The 16,330-nt window shown below is 67.3% G+C and carries 14 protein-coding genes; 4 read left to right on the forward strand and 10 right to left on the reverse strand.

The features are described from left to right. The first annotated feature begins 39 nt into the window (after positions 1 to 39). Positions 40 to 672, forward strand: coding sequence for an FMN-dependent NADH-azoreductase (locus tag WT26_RS31945; RefSeq protein ID WP_069271914.1), 633 nt, complete (start codon positions 40 to 42; stop codon positions 670 to 672). Between the two features lie 96 nt (positions 673 to 768). Here WT26_RS31945 and WT26_RS31950 read toward each other — a convergent pair whose 3' ends face one another. The 3 genes from WT26_RS31950 to betC all read right to left on the reverse strand — a co-directional run bounded on the left by WT26_RS31950 (position 769) and on the right by betC (position 4,714). Continuing rightward, on the reverse strand, positions 769 to 1,911 hold the full coding sequence (locus WT26_RS31950; protein ID WP_069274812.1) for a porin: 1,143 nt from the start codon (positions 1,909 to 1,911) through the stop codon (positions 769 to 771). A gap of 256 nt (positions 1,912 to 2,167) precedes the next feature. Then, complete coding sequence (gene choX, locus WT26_RS31955) at positions 2,168 to 3,133, reverse strand: choline ABC transporter substrate-binding protein (protein WP_069274813.1); 966 nt, start codon at positions 3,131 to 3,133, stop codon at positions 2,168 to 2,170. 45 nt (positions 3,134 to 3,178) lie between these two features. Then, positions 3,179 to 4,714: a choline-sulfatase gene (gene betC / locus WT26_RS31960; protein ID WP_069274814.1), complete on the reverse strand. Its 1,536-nt coding sequence runs from the start codon at positions 4,712 to 4,714 to the stop codon at positions 3,179 to 3,181. A 223-nt stretch (positions 4,715 to 4,937) separates the two neighbouring features. Here betC and WT26_RS31965 point away from each other — a divergent pair, with 223 nt between their 5' ends. Together WT26_RS31965 and purU are read left to right on the forward strand one after the other, a co-directional pair. Next, entirely contained in the window at positions 4,938 to 5,873 is a 936-nt protein-coding gene (locus WT26_RS31965; protein WP_069274815.1) for a choline sulfate utilization transcriptional regulator, read from the forward strand. A gap of 162 nt (positions 5,874 to 6,035) precedes the next feature. Beyond that, entirely contained in the window at positions 6,036 to 6,911 is an 876-nt protein-coding gene (gene purU, locus WT26_RS31970) for a formyltetrahydrofolate deformylase (RefSeq protein ID WP_069274816.1), read from the forward strand. Between the two features lie 66 nt (positions 6,912 to 6,977). Here purU and WT26_RS31975 read toward each other — a convergent pair whose 3' ends face one another. Genes WT26_RS31975 through WT26_RS32000 form a run of 6 tightly spaced genes read right to left on the reverse strand, consistent with a single transcriptional unit; the run spans position 6,978 to position 13,164 of the window. Further along, the gene (locus WT26_RS31975) at positions 6,978 to 7,631 is read right to left on the reverse strand and encodes a nucleoside/nucleotide kinase family protein (RefSeq protein WP_059589007.1); all 654 of its coding nucleotides are present in this window, start codon (positions 7,629 to 7,631) and stop codon (positions 6,978 to 6,980) included. Continuing rightward, positions 7,628 to 8,521 (reverse strand): sugar phosphate isomerase/epimerase family protein, encoded by an 894-nt coding sequence (locus tag WT26_RS31980; RefSeq protein WP_059534896.1) that lies wholly within the window; start codon positions 8,519 to 8,521, stop codon positions 7,628 to 7,630. Before WT26_RS31980 ends, WT26_RS31975 begins: the two co-directional genes overlap by 4 nt. Next, entirely contained in the window at positions 8,522 to 9,574 is a 1,053-nt protein-coding gene (locus WT26_RS31985) for an ABC transporter permease (RefSeq protein WP_069271597.1), read from the reverse strand. It abuts the gene before it with no gap. Further along, positions 9,571 to 10,584, reverse strand: coding sequence for an ABC transporter permease (locus WT26_RS31990; RefSeq protein WP_069271598.1), 1,014 nt, complete (start codon positions 10,582 to 10,584; stop codon positions 9,571 to 9,573). Before WT26_RS31990 ends, WT26_RS31985 begins: the two co-directional genes overlap by 4 nt. Next, positions 10,577 to 12,139: a sugar ABC transporter ATP-binding protein gene (locus WT26_RS31995; RefSeq protein ID WP_069271599.1), complete on the reverse strand. Its 1,563-nt coding sequence runs from the start codon at positions 12,137 to 12,139 to the stop codon at positions 10,577 to 10,579. Before WT26_RS31995 ends, WT26_RS31990 begins: the two co-directional genes overlap by 8 nt. A 32-nt stretch (positions 12,140 to 12,171) precedes the next feature. Further along, positions 12,172 to 13,164 carry a substrate-binding domain-containing protein gene (locus WT26_RS32000; protein ID WP_069271600.1) on the reverse strand — a complete coding sequence of 331 codons (993 nt, stop codon included), beginning with the start codon at positions 13,162 to 13,164 and terminating at the stop codon, positions 12,172 to 12,174. 207 nt (positions 13,165 to 13,371) lie between these two features. Here WT26_RS32000 and WT26_RS32005 point away from each other — a divergent pair, with 207 nt between their 5' ends. Next, positions 13,372 to 14,436, forward strand: coding sequence for a LacI family DNA-binding transcriptional regulator (locus WT26_RS32005; RefSeq protein ID WP_069271601.1), 1,065 nt, complete (start codon positions 13,372 to 13,374; stop codon positions 14,434 to 14,436). Between the two features lie 108 nt (positions 14,437 to 14,544). Here the strand turns inward: WT26_RS32005 and WT26_RS32010 are convergent, their stop codons facing one another. After that, positions 14,545 to 16,200, reverse strand: coding sequence for an APC family permease (locus tag WT26_RS32010; RefSeq protein ID WP_059525216.1), 1,656 nt, complete (start codon positions 16,198 to 16,200; stop codon positions 14,545 to 14,547). Positions 16,201 to 16,330: the final 130 nt, after the last annotated feature.

Consider the following 16,330-nt stretch of genomic DNA (forward strand, 5'->3'; position numbering starts at 1 on the left):
CTCGCGCCCTCCTCTCCCCCTTGCACAGGAATGACCGACATGGCTCGACTGCTCTATATCGAATGCTCGCCGCGCAAGCGCGATTCCGCATCCATCGACATCTGCCGCGCCTTTCTCGACGCGTACCGCGCAGCCCACCCGGCGGATAGCGTCGACACGCTCGACGTCTGGGATCTCGCGTTGCCGGAATTCGACGGCGACGCGCTGGCGGCCAAGTACGCGGGGCTCTCGGGCGCCGCGCTGACGCCGGCCCAGGCGTCGGCCTGGGCGCGCATCGAGGCGCTCGCCGCGCCGTTTCATGCGGCCGACAAGCTGCTATTCGGCATCCCGCTGTGGAATTTCGGCATCCCGTACAAGCTCAAGCACCTGATCGACGTCATTTCGCAGAAGGACGTGCTGTTCACGTTCGACGGCACGGGGTTCGCCGGCAAGCTCGCCGGCAGGAAGGCGGCGGTCGTCTATGCGCGCGGGCTCGATTACGCGTCGCCGGGATCGTTCACGCCGGCGCGCGAATACGATCTGCAGCGGCCTTATGTCGAGATGTGGCTGAAGTTCGTCGGCGTGACCGACGTGCAGGGCATCGTGGTCGAGAAGACGCTGCTCGGCGACGACGGCCGAACAGGTCGGCGCGCCGCGGCGGAAGCGGCGCGCGCGCTGGCGCGCAAGTTCTGACGCGGCGCGCCGCTCTCGAGCAAAAAAATGCGCGAACCGGAGTTCGCGCCAAAGAGAGACCTCGCTGAAGACTGGATGCCGCGGCGCTTGCGTCGCTCAGAACGAATGCCGCATCCCGATCCGCACGTCGGCCTGCGTCTGCGTCGTCGACGGCGTGAAGCTGTAGCCGATCACCGCGTCCACGCCTTGCGACGCGCGCAGGTAATCGCCCGAGATGTACACGTCGGTGCGCTTCGACAGCATGTAGTGCAGGCCCGCCGTGCCCTGGTTCCAGTGATGGCCTTCGAAGCGCGTGTGCTGGTAGCCGGCGATCAGGCTCAGCGCCGGCGTGAACTGGTACGAGCCGCCGCCTTCGTAGACCTGCATGTGCGACGACTGGCCGAAGCCCTTGATCGTCGTGTACGAGAAGTTGCCGTCGAGCGTCAGCTTGCCGATCGTGTAGCTCGTGCCGATGCCGAACGTGCCCTGGCTGTCGACATCCATCGGCGTGTTCGCGAACAGGTCGGTGCGCGCGCCGGTCGCCGGATCGACGGTGACGGTCTGCTGGCCGAGGAACGTATGCGTGCCGATCATCGCGTACGGGTCGAACGCATAGATGCCGTTCGGGTTGTTCAGGCGCGTATAAGCCGCGCCGATCGAGAAGTCGCCCTTCGTGAAGCTCGCGCCCGCACTCCACGCGCTGTTGCGGTGGAAGTTGCCGGCGACGTTGCCGAACGAGTACATCGCGCCGAACTTGAAGCCGCTGAGGTCGTTCGACAGGAACTTCACCGAATTCGGCAGGCGGTCGCCGTTGAAGCGGTCGAAGTCGCCCTGGTGGATCGCATAACCGCTGCCCCACGCGGAGATGTTGTAGATCGACACGAGTTCGTTCGTGATGTCGAGCTGGTTGCCGAACGACAGCGTGCCCCAGTCGTTCTGCAGGCCGACATACGCCTGCCGGCCGAATTCGGCGCCGCCGAAGCCGAGCTGCCCGTTGCCGAGGTGGAAGCCGCTCTCGAGGGTGAACACGGCCTTCAGGCCGCCGCCGAGGTCTTCCGTGCCCTTCAGGCCGAAACGGTTTCCGTACGCGACGCCGTCGTCGAACTTGACCACGTGCGAGCCGCCCGTGTTGTTCACGTACGTGATGCCCGCGTCGAGAATCCCGTACAGCGTCACACTGCTCTGCGCATGGCTCACTGCCGGTGCGCAGGCCGCCGCGCATGCAAGCGCGGCGGCTACGGCAACTTTCGTATGCTTCATTGTCGACCACCCTCCCTGAACCGTTCGATGGAAAGAACCCCAGACCTCGTTGGCGGCGTCGAGCGCCGCCTGATTTGCATTCAGTACGTCTGATGGCCCCGCCATTTCGTTTTCCGCAATAACGCAGCCATTGGCGAAAAATACAAACCCATATTTCGCGTCACCCGTCTGAAGGCGACACCAAATGGTCTGGTTACGACCGGCCGGGAAAACACGGATGGCCGACGGCCGCGCCGCGCGGCCCGTCAGCGGCCCGTCAGCGGCCCTCCAGCGCCGCGCGCACGGCCGGCAGGCCCGGTGCGCCGGCTGCCGTCGTCACGCCGTCCAGCCAGCCCGCGACGAGCGACGGCTCGGCCTTCAATGCATGCTGGGCAGCAAGCGGCGCCGGGGTCTTGTTGTTCAGCATGTCGGCGATCATCCGGTTCTCGACGTCGACGGAGAACGTCATCTGCCGGAACAGCCGCGCCAGGTTCGCGCACTGGCCGGCGAACCCGGCACGCGTGACCGTATTGACCGTCGCGCCGCCGTAGTTCGGGCCGAAATACGCATCGCCGCCCGACAGGTAGGTCAGGTGGAACTTCGTGTTCATCAGGTGCGGCTCCCACGCGAGGAACACGATCCAGCGCTTGTCGCGCACCGCGCGCTCGACCTGCGTGAGCATGCCCGTCTCGCTCGATTCGACGAGCGACCAGTTCGCGGATCCGAGCACATGGTTGGACAGCAGCCGCTTGATGTTCTGGTTCGCGGGCGCGCCGGGCTCGATCCCGTAGATCTTGCCGCCGAAGCGGTCCGCATGGCGCGCGAGATCGGCGAACGTATGCACGCCGGCGGCGGCCACGTAGTCGGGCACCGCGAGCGTGAACTTCGCGCCGCTCAGGTTCGCGTGCAGCACGTCGATCGACTTCTCGTCGACGAACGGCTTCACGAGCGGCGCCTGCGCGGGCATCCAGTTGCCGAGGAACACGTCGACCTGCCCTTTCTTGAGCCCCTGGTACGTGATCGGCACCGACAGGTTCGCCACGTCCTGCCGATAACCGAGCGCCTTCAGCACGACGCCCGCCATCGCGTTCGTCGCATCGATGTCGGTCCAGCCGGGCGCCGCCATCTTCACGTCGCCGCATGTCTGCGGGTCGGCCGCGTGCGCGGCCTGCGTCGTCATCACGCAGGCGGCCGCGGCGAGCGCCGCGCCGATCCGGATTGCTGCATTGCATTGCCGTTCCATCGTCCGCTTCCTCCGTCGTTCTTCAGTGATCGCGATGCGGGGCGCTCAGCGCCCGACGCGCGGAAAGCGCGCCATCGCCTCGAGCGTGTCGAGTTCGATGTGATTGCGCATGTAGCGCTGGCTCGCGTCGGTGAACGGCTGCCAGTCCCACGCGTGGATGCGGCCCTGCGTCGTCGCCGCGTAATGGAAGCGCCGGCGCCGCTGGCTCGCGCGCACCTGCCGGTCCAGTTCGGGCAGGTTCCAGCGCTGCGCGGCTTGCGCACGGAACGCGGCGAGCACGTCCGCGGCTTCCAGCGTGCCGGCGAGGTTCGTCAGCTCGCGCGGGTCGTCGCCAAGGTGATAGAGCTGGTCGGGATCGGCCGGGCAATGCACGTACTTCCAGTCGCCGCTGCGGATCATCACGACCGGCGCGACCGCACCTTCCGCGAGGTATTCGCCGAGCGCAACGTCGTGCGCCGGCGTGCCGTTCAGGTGCGGCACGAGGCTTGCACCGTCGACGGGGTCCGGCCAGCCGCCGGCGGGGGCGGCGCCGGCGAGGTCGACGAGCGTGGGCAGCAGGTCGACGTGCGACACCGGCCCGCGCACGCGCGCGGCGCCGAAGCGGCCCGGCGCATGCACGATCAGCGGCACGCGGCAGCCGCCCTCGAAGAACGTCATCTTGTACCAGAGCCCGCGTTCGCCGAGCATGTCGCCATGGTCGGACGTGACGATCACGATCGTGTCGTCGGCGAATCCGCACTGTTCGAGCGCGGTCAGCACGCTGCCGAACTGCGTGTCGACGTACGAGGTGGCGCCGTAGTACGCGCGACGTGCGGCGCGGATCTGTTCGTCGGTGGGGGGCGTCCGGTCGTTCTCGCAGACGAAGCGCAACCGCTGCGAATGCGGGTCGCTTTCCGCCGCGTCGAGGCGCACGGCCGGCAGGTCGATCTCGTCGTCGCGATAGAGATCCCAGTATTCGCGCGTGATCGCATACGGATCGTGCGGATGGGTCAGCGACACGACCATGCAGAACGGCCGCGCATCGTGCCCGGCCGCCCGCTCGCGCGCGACGTCGTACAGCTTCTGCTTCGCGGCGAACGTGACCTCGTCGTCGAAATCGAGCTGGTTGGTGCGCACGCACGGGCCCGCGTCGAGCACCGAACTCATGTTGTGATACCAGCTCGGCCGCTCCGCCGGGCTGTCCCAGTCGGGCACCCAGCCGAAATCGGCCGGATAGATGTCGGTCGTGAGCCGCTCCTCGAAGCCGTGCAACTGGTCGGGCCCGCAGAAATGCATCTTGCCGGACAGCATCGTCCGGTAGCCGCCCGCGCGCAGGTAATGCGCGAACGTCAGCGTTTGCGCCGGCAATTCGGCGGCGTTATCGTAGGCGCCGATCCCCGACGGCAGCTTGCCGGTCAGCAGCGAAAAACGCGACGGCGCGCACAGCGGGCTCGCGCAGTAGGCGGCGTCGAACACCACGCCTTGCGCGGCAAGACGGTCCAGCGTCGGCGTGCGCGCGACGCGATTGCCGTAGGCCGGCAGCGCGAACGGCGTGAGCTGGTCGGCCATCAGGATCAGGATGTTGGGTGTCGGGTTCGTCATCGGCAGTCGTGGAGAAAACGGTGTTCGATTGGAGTCGCGCACCGTTCGAGCGGCAGCGCAGCCGGCATCGCGGACGCGGCCTGAAGAAAGTCCCGCGCATGCCCGTCGCGACTGGCTAGAATCGCGGAAGGGCCGGCGCGGCGCCGTGCCGTCCGATGCACTATCGCCCGCCCGAATTCGCGCGGGAAGGCGTCCGGCCCTTATGGGGCCATTAGAGGGACTTATGTCGAAATCCGAACCGTTACCGTCGATGCAGGCGCTGCGCGCGTTCGAATCGGCGGCCCGGCTCGCGAGCTTCACGGCTGCCGCGCGCGAGCTCGGCTCCACCCAGCCGGCCGTCAGTCAGCAGGTGTTCCAGCTCGAGGCCGAACTGGGCGTGCCGCTGTTCGAGCGCAGCCCGCGCGGCGTCACGCTGACGGCCGACGGCGAGTGCCTGTACGAAGCGGTGCGGCTGAGCCTCGACACGCTGCGCGGCGCCACCGCGACACTGCGGGCGCGCCGCGAGCACGGCGCGCTCACGATCGTCACCGACTTCGGCTTCGCCACCTACTGGCTGATGCCGCGCCTGGCCGGGCTGAAGCGCGTGATGCCCGACGTCGACGTGCGGGTCGTCACGTCACAGGATTACGACGCGCAGCGCGACCACGGCGACATCGCGATCCTGTTCGGCGACGGCCACTGGCCGTCGTGCACGGCCGCGCGGCTCTTTCCGGAATCGGTCACGCCCGTGTGCTCGCCCGCGTTCCGCGACGCGCACCCGCACGTCGCCCGGGCCGACCACCTGCTCGCGTTGCCGCTGCTGCACGTGCAGCCGACGCGCCCCGAGCGCTGGCTGTCGTGGTCCGGCTGGTTCGACGCGCACGGCCTCGACACGGCTGCCGCCGCGCGCGGCGTGACCTTCAACAGCTATGCGCTCGTGATCCATGCGGCGCTGCTCGGCGAAGGCGTTGCGCTCGGCTGGGCGCCGCTCGTCGACGAACTCGTCGCGTCCGGGCAGCTCGTGAAGCTCGTCGACGCGCCGGTCGTCACGTCGCGCGGCTACTTCCTCGTACGGCCGCCGCAGCGGCCCGAGCCGGACGCGACCCACGTGTTCCGGCGCTGGCTGCTCGACGCGTGCGCGTGCGCGTGCGCGGGCGCGGGCGCGGGCGCTGGCGTGTAAAACCAGCACGGCTGCGCTTCCCCGATCTCCACATCGCCCGCCCGCTGGCGTGCCGATACCAGCCACACGGCGGGTTGGTTCTATCCGCTCGCAATCTGGCCTGATTTACTAGCGCATCGCGCTTCGCGGCCGCGAACCGCCTACCGAGACCAGAGGAGCCCCATGAGCGACGTCCAACGTCCCGATCAATTCGTCCTGACGCTGTCGTGCCCGAGCGCGGCCGGCCAGGTCGCCGCCGTCGTCGGCTTTCTCGAGCGCCATCGCTGCTACGTCGATGCGCTGAACGTGTTCGACGACGATCTCAGCAACCATTTCTTCGTGCGCTGCGTGTTTCATCCGACCGATGAAACGCTGCAGATCGATGCGCTGCGCCAGGAATTCGGGCCGATCGCGGCCGACCTCGGCAGCGACCTGCAATGGGCGATTCACGACGTGAATGCACGGCCGAAGGTGCTGATCATGGTGTCGAAGCTCGAGCACTGCCTCGCGGATCTGTTGTTCCGCTGGCGGATGGGTGAGCTGAAGATGGACATCGTCGGCATCGTGTCGAACCATCCCGACTTCGAGCCGCTGGCCGCACAGCACGGGCTGCCGTTCCGCCACTTCCCGATCACGGCCGATACGAAGGCGCAGCAGGAAGCGCAATGGCTCGACTTCTTCGAGTCGAGCGGCGCCGAACTCGTGATCCTCGCGCGCTACATGCAGGTGCTGTCGCAGGAGACGAGCGCGAAGCTCGCGAACCGCGCGATCAACATCCATCATTCGTTCCTGCCCGGCTTCAAGGGCGCGAAGCCATATCACCAGGCGCATGCGCGCGGCGTGAAGCTGATCGGCGCGACCGCGCACTTCGTCACCGACGATCTCGACGAAGGCCCGATCATCGAGCAGGTCGTCGAGCGCGTCGATCACGCGCTGCGTCCCGAGCAACTGCTCGCGGTGGGGCGCGACGTCGAATGCATCACGCTCGCGCGTGCGGTGAAGGCGTTCATCGAGCGCAGGGTGTTCCTGAACGGCGACCGGACGGTGGTGTTTTCGTAGATTTCGTAGAAGGAGCGCGCGCAGGCGGTTCACGGGTCGCCGTGCGCGGCCGACGCACGGCTCCCGTCAGTCGTTGCGAACGCGGAAGTCGGCCGGCACGCTGTGCGACAGCACCGTGTCGACGTTGACGAGATCGTTGCCGTCGAGCTTCGCACGCACCGCGGCCGCATCCATCCCATACCGCTGCCACCGGCGGGCCAGCCGCTCGGCGAGTACGGACCGCGGCAAGTCGAGCATCACCGTCACGTCGAACAGCGGGCGCAGCGCGCGCCACGGCGGCGCGTCGAGCAGCAGGTAGTTGCCTTCGACAAGCACGAGCCGTGTCGACGCCGGCACGATCGCGGCGCCGGCCCGCGCGATTTCCAGATCGCGGTCGAATACCGGCACCGCGATATCACGGCCATCGTCCGCGCGCAGCCGGCCGAGCAGCACCGCGAGGCCGTCGACGTCGAACGTATGCGGCGCCCCCTTGCGCGCGCGGTGGCCGCGCGCAATCAGCACGCGATCGTCGAAATGGAAGCCGTCCATCGCGAGCACGGCCGCCGAGCACGGCGCGCGCGCGTCAAGATCGGCGCGCAGTCGCTCCGCGAACGTGCTCTTGCCGGCGCCCGGCGGCCCCGCAATCGCCACGACGCGTCGCGTCGCGCGCTGCGTCCGGCGCAGATGATCGGCCAACGCGGTGAAATCGATCAGCTGCTCGCCGGCGATCGCGCCGCTCACGGCAAACGGCTCCGTTCGGCCTGCTTCAACGCCTCCTGCGCGGACTTCAGCTGCACGCGCGTGTACGCCAGCGCATGCGATGCGAGATCGCGGCTGTCTTCCCACAGATTGCGCCAGATCGCGAGAATGCCTTCGAGCGGCTGGCCGACGACGCGCGACGAAAAGCTCTCGAACGTGATCGGCCCCGTATAGCCGCTGAACACCAGCGCGCGGAACACGGCCGTGAAGTCGACGTTGCCCGAGCCGAGATAGCCGCGATGCGAATCGCCGATGTGGAAATAGCCGAGGTGTTCGCCGGTATCGCGGATCGCCGACATGATGTCCGACTCCTCGATGTTCATGTGATAGGTGTCGAGATGCACCTTGACGTTCGGCCGGCCGATGCGATCGCACAGCTCGACGCCCTGCGACGCGGTATTGAGCACGTTGGACTCGTAGCGGTTCACGACCTCCAGCCCGAGCGTGATTCCGTATTGCGCGGCCGTGTCCGCGACCTGCCCGAGGATGTCCGCGGCCATCGCGACGCCGGTGCGCGTCGTCGGCACCGCGTTCTTCTGGAATGCGGAATACAGGATCCCGCACACGTGCGTGGCGCCGCAGTCGCGCGCGACGCGCAGCACGTCGTCCAGCTTCGCCTTGCCGCGCGCCGCGCGCGTCGGGTCGCCGCTCGAAATGTCCGTCTGCGCATCGAGCCCGAGCGAAAACGTGACACCGAGGCCGTGCCGCTCGAGTTCGCGCCGCGTGAATTCGGTGTCGATCGACGCCGGATCGAGCGCCGGCACCTCGATGAAGTCGAACCCGGTTTCCGCCGTGCTCGCGATTGCGCGCGCGCATTCGTCGCGGCTCCAGCCGGCCTCCCAGACCAGTGCATGTACGCCAAGCTTGTTCATTCATTCTCCTTTCGTCGAAGGTGTGCCGGGCCGCCGAGCGCGGAACCCCGCGCGTAGTCGGCGAACGGAAGGGTCAACACCGTGCGCCCATGCCCAGCGGGCGAGCATCACGGCAAGCAGGAACGCGCCCCACAGCGCGGTGGCAAGGTGCTGGCTCGCGCCGAGCAGGTTGAGCCCGGACGCGATCACCTGCAGGATCACCAGCGCGATCACGACCGGCACGACGCGGCCGAACCCGCCGAACGGATCGACGCGCCCGAGGAAGCACGCGAGTACGGAAATCAGCAGGAACGCTTCGCCGTGCCCGACCCGCACCGAATTGAACCGCGACAGCATCACGATGCCCGCGACGCCGCACATCAGCCCGGACAGCATGTAGACGCGCGTGATCGCGCGCGCGGTCGCGATCCCCGCATAGCGCGTTGCGTCGACGTTCGAGCCGATCATCCGCGTCACGAAGCCGAGCCGCGAATACGTCATCAGCACATGCAAGCCGAGCGCGCAGCCCGCGAAGATCCACAGCGGCACCGGCACGCCGAGCCACAGGCCGTTGCCCATCGCGCGCACGAGCGGCGGGAATCCGGAGATGTCGCCGCCGCGCGTCAGGAATTCGCCGAGCCCGCGCAGAAAGATCATCGCCGACAGCGACACGAGAATCGGACTCGCGCCCGTATGCGCGATGACCGCGCCCATCAGCCAGCCGGCCGCCGCGCCTGTCGCGAGCGCGGCGAGCATGCCGAGCGCGATCGTGCCGACGCCGGCGTCCGCGCCGCCGTGCGACTGGATCACCCATGCCATCGCAAGCCCGGCGATGTTGGCCGTGAACGTCACCGCGAGGTTGAAGCCGCCGGAGATCAGCGGCATCAGCATCGCCAGCGTGAAGAGTCCCAGCTCGGGAAGCTGGAACGCGATCGACACGAACGTGCCGCCCTTCAGGAACTGGTCCGACGCGACGCTCATCGCGGCGACGACGAGCGCGAGAAAACCGAGCAGGCCGGCGACGTCCGCCGGAATCAGCGGCGCCGCAGCGGGCCGGGGAAAACGCATCCTCATGATTGCGCCCTCGCATTCGACGATGGAAAGCGCGAACCGATGAGTCGCGCGACACGATCGCTCGACAGCGTGATCGCGATCAGGATCACGGCGCCGACGATCATCTTGAACGCATACGGCGACACGCCGAGCAGGTTCAGGCCATTCGCGGCGATCGACACGAGCACGATCCCGAGGATCGCGCCGAGCACCGTGCCGCGGCCGCCACCGAGTCGCGCGCCGCCGAGCACGACGGCGGCCAGCACGTCCAGTTCGCGGCCGTACAGCGCGTTGGGCACCACTTCCTGCACGTAGTGCGCCTGCATCAGGCCGGCGATGCCGGCCATCATCCCGAGCCAGCCGTATGCGACGTAGTGGATCGCGCCCAGATCGATGCCGACGCGCCGTGCGGCCTCCGCGTTGTCGCCGGCCGCGAAGAGCTGACGGCCGAGCGTCGTGCGTCGCAGCAGGAACCAGGTCGCGCCGACCGCGACGACCATCGCCGCGACCGGCAGCGCGAGATCGGCGGCGCCGCTCGGCGTGTCGACGTGCACCAGCGAAATCCGGTTCATCCACCAGTCCGGCAGGTCGTAGATCGACACGCCGCCCGTCGCGAACATCAGTCCGCCGAAGAACACGTTGAACGTCGCGATCGTCGCGACGATCGAAACGACGCGAAACCGATGGATGATCGTCGCGTTCACGGCGCCGAGCAGGAATCCGAAGCCGGCTGCCGCGGCGACGCCCAGCGCCCAGTTGCCGCCGCCGAGCCGCAGCATCGCGAGCGCGGTCAGATACTGCACCACCGACGCGCCGACCGCGAACGAAATGTCGATGCCGCCCGCCACCAGCACGACCAGCAGTCCGGCCGCGAAGATCAGGTTCACGGAGCTCTGGTTCAACAGGTCGAACAGATTCGGCAACGTGAGGAACGTCGACGTCGACAGGCCGAGGCCGATCGCCATCGCCGCAATGACGACGAGCAGCAGCGCCTCGATCGAGCCGATTCCGATTGTGTGCAGGTTACGCATGGACGTCTCGCTCGATCTGATCGATGGAAGTGCGGCCCGGCACATAGTCGGCAACGATGCGGCCGTCGCGCATGTGCAGGACCCGGTCGGCGTTGAAATAGACTTCCGGAATCTCGTCCGAGATCAGGATGATTGCCATGCCGGCCGCGGCCAGCTCGCGAATGATCGCGAAGATGCCGGCCCGCGCGCCGACGTCGACGCCGACCGTCGGCGCATCGAGAATCAGCAGCTTCGGCCGCGTCGCGAGCCATTTGGCGAGCACGACGCGCTGCTGGTTGCCGCCGGACAGCGTCGACACAGCGTCGCCGGGCCGGCCGATCTTGATTGCGAGCCGGTCGATCCAGTCGAGAATCAGCGCATCGCGCCGGCGCGGCGAAATCAGCCGCGCGGCGCCGAGCAGTTCGTCGAGCACCGTGATCACCGTGTTGTCGCCGATCGATTGCTGCTGCACGAGGCCGAGTTGCAGCCGGTCTTCCGATACGTACGCGATGCCCGCCCGAATCGCGTCGCGATTGGAGCGGCACGCGAGCCGCTTGCCGTCGAGCTCGATCGTGCCCGCGTGCGGCCGCGACATGCCGAACAGCGACAGCGCGAGTTCGGTACGCCCCGCGCCGAGGCGGCCCGTGATGCCCAGAATCTCGCCGCGCCTCACGGTCAGCGACACGCCGTCGTATTCGCCGCGCCGCGACAGGCCGTCGACACGCAACACGATCGGCGCGGCCGACAGGTCCGTCGTGCGCACCGCGTAGTCGAACGTGCGCCCGGTCATCAGCTCGGCGAGCCGCGTCTGCGTCATGCCGGCGGTCGGAAACGTGCCGACGTAGCGGCCGTCGCGCATCACGGTCACGCGGCTGCACACGTCGAGCACCTCGGCGAGCCGATGGCTGACGAACACGACCGCGATGCCGTCGGCCGACAGGCGCCGCACGATCGAAAGCAGCGCGTCGGTCTCCGCGTGGCTCAGCGACGCGGTCGGCTCGTCCATGAACACGAGCCGCGCATCGGCGACGAGCGCGCGTGCGATCGCCACCACCTGACGTTGCGCGATCGACAGCCGGCGCACCGGCAGCTCGAGGTCGAGCGGCACGCCGAGCCGCGCCAGAATCTGCCGCGCGGCCGCCCTCATCCGGCGGTAATCGACGAGCCGCGGCCGCGCGCCGAGGTTCTGCTCGAACGCGATGTTCTCGGCGACCGTCATCTCCGGAAACAGCGCGAGATCCTGCCAGATCACCTGAATGCCGAGTTCGCGCGCGCGCACCGGGTTCAGCTCCGCAACAGGCCGGCCGTCGAAGCGGATCGACGCGCCGGGCTCGGGCCGATACACGCCGTTGACGATCTTGATCAGCGTGCTCTTGCCGCAGCCGTTTTCGCCCGCGAGGCACAGCACTTCGCCGCGCTGCACGTCGAAACGCACGTTCTGCAACGCCTGCACGCCGCCGAACACCTTCGACACGCGTTCGAGTTCGAGCAACGCCGGCGCGTCCACCGCATCCGCGGCCGGCGGCAACGCCGATCGCGCGAACGCGGCGCGACCGGGTGAATGGGCTGACATCATCGCAACGCTCCTGTGCGGCCGGTATCGACAGGTCAAAGCCCTTGCTTGGCGAGCGTGTCGACCGTCTTTTCGTTGAGCTCGACGAGCTGGTTGACGATCAGGTTGTGTCCTTCGGGATGCACGACGCCGAGCCCGGGAATCGTCGCGCCGTCCTTCACCGGCTGTCCCTTCGCGAGCATCGTGCCGAGCGTCACGAATACTTCGCCCGCCTGCTCGGGATTCCACATGTAGCCGCCCGTCAGCACGCCTTCGTGCACGAGCCGGCGGCCCTGCCCCGGCGAGAACGGGCCGAGCACGACGACCTTGCCCTTCGCCTGCCGCTCCGCGACTGCGCGCGCGGCGCCGATCGGCCCCTGGCTGCCGAACGCGAGAATCGCCTTCAGGTTCGGATGCGCGCGCATCAGATCGAGCGCAGTCTTGCGCGATGCGTCGACATCCTCGGCGACACCGTAGCGATCGCCGACGAGCTTCATGTCGGGCGCATTCGCCTTCAGGTACGCGATCGCCGCATCGGCCCACGCGTTGTGCAACGGCACGGTCAGCGAGCCGACGAACACCGCATAGTCGCCTTTGCCGCCCGCCGCGCTCGCGAGGCTTTTCGCATACGCTTGGCCGAAGCCCTTCGCGGATGCGAGCTCGAAATTCCAGTCGACGTTCTGCTGGTTCGGCGACTCGTGCGTGACGACCTTGATGCCGGCCGCGCGGGCGCGCTGCAGCACCGGCTCGAGCACCTTCGCGTCGTTCGGCACGACGCCGATCACGTCGACGCGCTGCGCGATCAGATCCTCGATCGCGCGAACCTGCAGCGCCGGATCGGCACTCGTCGGCCCGACCATGAACGCCTTCACGCCGAGCTGCTCTGCCCGTTTGCGGATGCCGGCGTCCATCGCGTTGAACCACGGAATGCCGCCGATCTTCACGACGATTCCGATCACCGGCTTGTCCGGCGATGCCATCGCAACGCCCGTCGCGAGAACGAATGCGGTCAAGCCCGCGCACAGCGTGCGCACGAAGTTTCCTGACATGTCTCCTCCATCGGAAGGCGACCGTCGCGTCTCCATCGACGGGAGGCACGTCCGGCCAGTTGCTAAATCCATTCAGCAAACCGTTTCGCTTATGCTGAATGGATTTAGCTCGGTTGAGAAGCACGGGAAAACCCGAATAGGGAGACGCAACGTAAAGCGAATACCGTCGGGTGACAGAAAAGAACGACGCCAGGGGAACCGACGCAGATGGCCCGCAACACCACCGGACGCAAGTCCACGATTTACGACATCGCAAAAGCGACCGGCTCGTCTACGTCGACCGTCAGCATGGTGCTGAACGGCACGTGGGCGCGCTACCGGATCAAGGAAGATACGGCGAACCGCATCCTCGCGTGCGCGCAGGCGCTCGGCTACAACGTGAACCTGAGCGCGCGCGGGCTACGGCTGTCGCGCTCGGGGCTGGCGGGGATGATCATCCCGCACTATCGCAACCGCTTCTTCGCGGGACTGGCCGAAACGTTCGAGGACGAAGCGCGTCGCCGCGGCCTGTGTCCGATCGTCGTCGGCACGCAGCGCGATCCGGCCGTCGAACTGAGCGTCACGCAAACGTTGCTCGCGCAACGGGTCGAATGGCTGTTCGTCGCCGGCGTGCGCGACCCCGCACCGTTGAACGCGCTGTGCGACAAGGCCGGCGTGCCGTCGATCAATCTGGACCTGCCCGGCCCCGGTGCGCCGTCGATCGTGTCGGACAACCGCGGCGGGGCTCGCGCGTTGACCGACCGACTGATCGACAAGATGCTCGCGCGCGGCGCGTCGCTAGCCGAGCTGATTCTGCTCGGCGGGATCGACGGCGAATACGCGACGGAGATGCGCATCGCCGGGTTTCGCGACGCATTCGACGCGCGGCGATTGAAGCCGCCGGCCGCGCACGCGATCGAATGCTGCGGCTATAGCCCCGACGCGGCGCGACAGGCGCTCGCGAGACGTTATGCGACTCTCGGCCGGCTGCCGGCTGGCATGCTGATGAATTCGATCACGGCGTTCGAGGGGCTCGTGCGCTTCGCGTCGGGGTTGCCGTGGGACATCTGGCAGCGCACGGCCGTCGGCTGCTTCGACTGGGATCCGTTCGCCGCACGACTGCCGTTCGACGTGACGATGCTGCGTCAGGACGTGCAGAAAATGATCGCGGAAGCGTTCGCGCTGCTCGATGCGCCGGACACGACGCCGCATCCGACCATCATGGTGCCGACGCGCTTCATGCGCACGCTCGACGACGATACGACCGCGCTCGACGAAACGCGCGGCGCATGACCGCCGCGTGCGATACGCCCGCCGTCGAATGACAAAAGCCCGGCGGCATCGGCCGACCGGGCTTCGTTGACGATACAGCGTCGTCCCGACGATCGAAACGTCAGCCGCTCACTTTACCCACGCAAAGTAATACGACAACCAGATCGTCAACCCTGCCCCGACCAGCGCCGCATACGGCATCAGGTTGAGCCACATCGCGCGCTTCGGCACTTCGAGTTCCATGTCGCGCTGCATCTGCGCGGGGAACCGGCCGCGATCCTGCCAGTAGTGGCGGTAGAGAAACACCGGCACGATCAGCAGCATCGCGATCAGCCCGTTGCGCAGCGTGCCTTCGCCTTGCAGGTTCGCACCCGCGCCGACATAAACGAGGTTCGCGTAGCCGCAGATCGAGCCGGCGACGAGCAGCCAGGTCGGGCAGCGGAACGGGCGATCCCAGTTGCCGCGGTCCATCCGGTGAATCCAGCCCGACTGAAGATTCAGGAATACGAACAGCATGTAGCAGACATTCGAGATCGACAGCACCGTCATGTAGTCCGACATCATCAGCAACACGAGGTTGAAGCCGAGATCGGTCCACATCGCGCGCGTGGGCGAGCCGTGCTCGTTCACGTGCGACAGGTACTTCGGCAGCCAGCCGTCGACCGATGCCTGGTACAGCGTGCGCGACGAGCCCATCATCGACGTCATCACGATCAGCAGGATCGACAGCATCAGCATCACGACGACCGCGTTCGCGACCCACGCGCCGCCGCCGACGATCTTCGCCATCGCGGCCGCGACGCCGGTGCCGTCGCCGATCGACGGATCGAGCATCGCCTGCGTGCCGAGCGCACCCTGGAACGCCATCGGCACGAGCGTCATCACGACGAGGCACAGTGCGCCCGACCAGAAGATCGCCTTGGCGGTATCGCGACGCGGGTCGCGGAATTCGCGCGTGTAGCAGACGGCCGTCTCGAAGCCGTACGACGCCCAACCGGCCATGAACATCGCGCCGAGCGCCATCGTGACGCCCTGCCCGTTCCACGCGCCGAACGTCGCGGTCGTGAGATTGCCGTGCGCGTCGTGACCGAGCGGCAGCAGCGGGAGCAGGTTCGACATCGGCACGTCGCCCGTGACGAACGGCACGATGCCGACGATCAACAGCGGCGTGAGCGACGCGATGCCGAGAATGCGCTGCGTGCGCGCCGCCTTCGATGCACCGCTGTGTTGAAGCTTGAACGTGATGAGAAGCAGGATCGTCGCGATGATGAACGTCGCATTGATCCGCAGGGACAGACCCGGCTTGATGAACCCGAGATCCGCAACCTTGAGCTGCCAGTGCAGCACCGCCGCGTCGGCGGGAAAGAGACTCGTGAGCGCATAGCTCGCCGCGAGGCCGCAGCCGAGCGCGAGCATCGGCGACCACGCGAGCCAGTTGCACCACACGGAAACCGGGGCAATCAGCTTGCTGTAACGGACCCAGCCGATCGCGCCATATACGGACGCGCCGCCCGATTTATGGGGAAATAGCCCCGATATTTCCGCATAAGTCGCGCTTTGAACCAGCCCCATCGTGATCGCGGCGATCCAGATCGCCCACGCGGGCTGGCCGATCGTCGCGCATACGCCGCCGATCGTGAACAGCACGCCTGCCGGCACGCCGCTCGTTACCCAAAAAGCGTCTTTCCAAGTCAGGCCACGATGCAGCGTGTGGCCCGTCGAATCATGTGAGATGGTTGCCTCAACATCACTGGTGCGATTCGCACGCAGTCCTGCCTGACTCATCCAATTCCTCCTGTGATGACTCCGCACAAGGGCGCTAGTGTAACAACTTACGCACTTTTCTGCAGAATCAGAAAAACAATTCCGGGATATGACGCCAGTCACACCGAATTTATTCGGAATCCTGCGCATC

The sequence above is a fragment of the Burkholderia cepacia genome (assembly GCF_001718835.1).
Lineage (GTDB): Bacteria > Pseudomonadota > Gammaproteobacteria > Burkholderiales > Burkholderiaceae > Burkholderia > Burkholderia cepacia_F.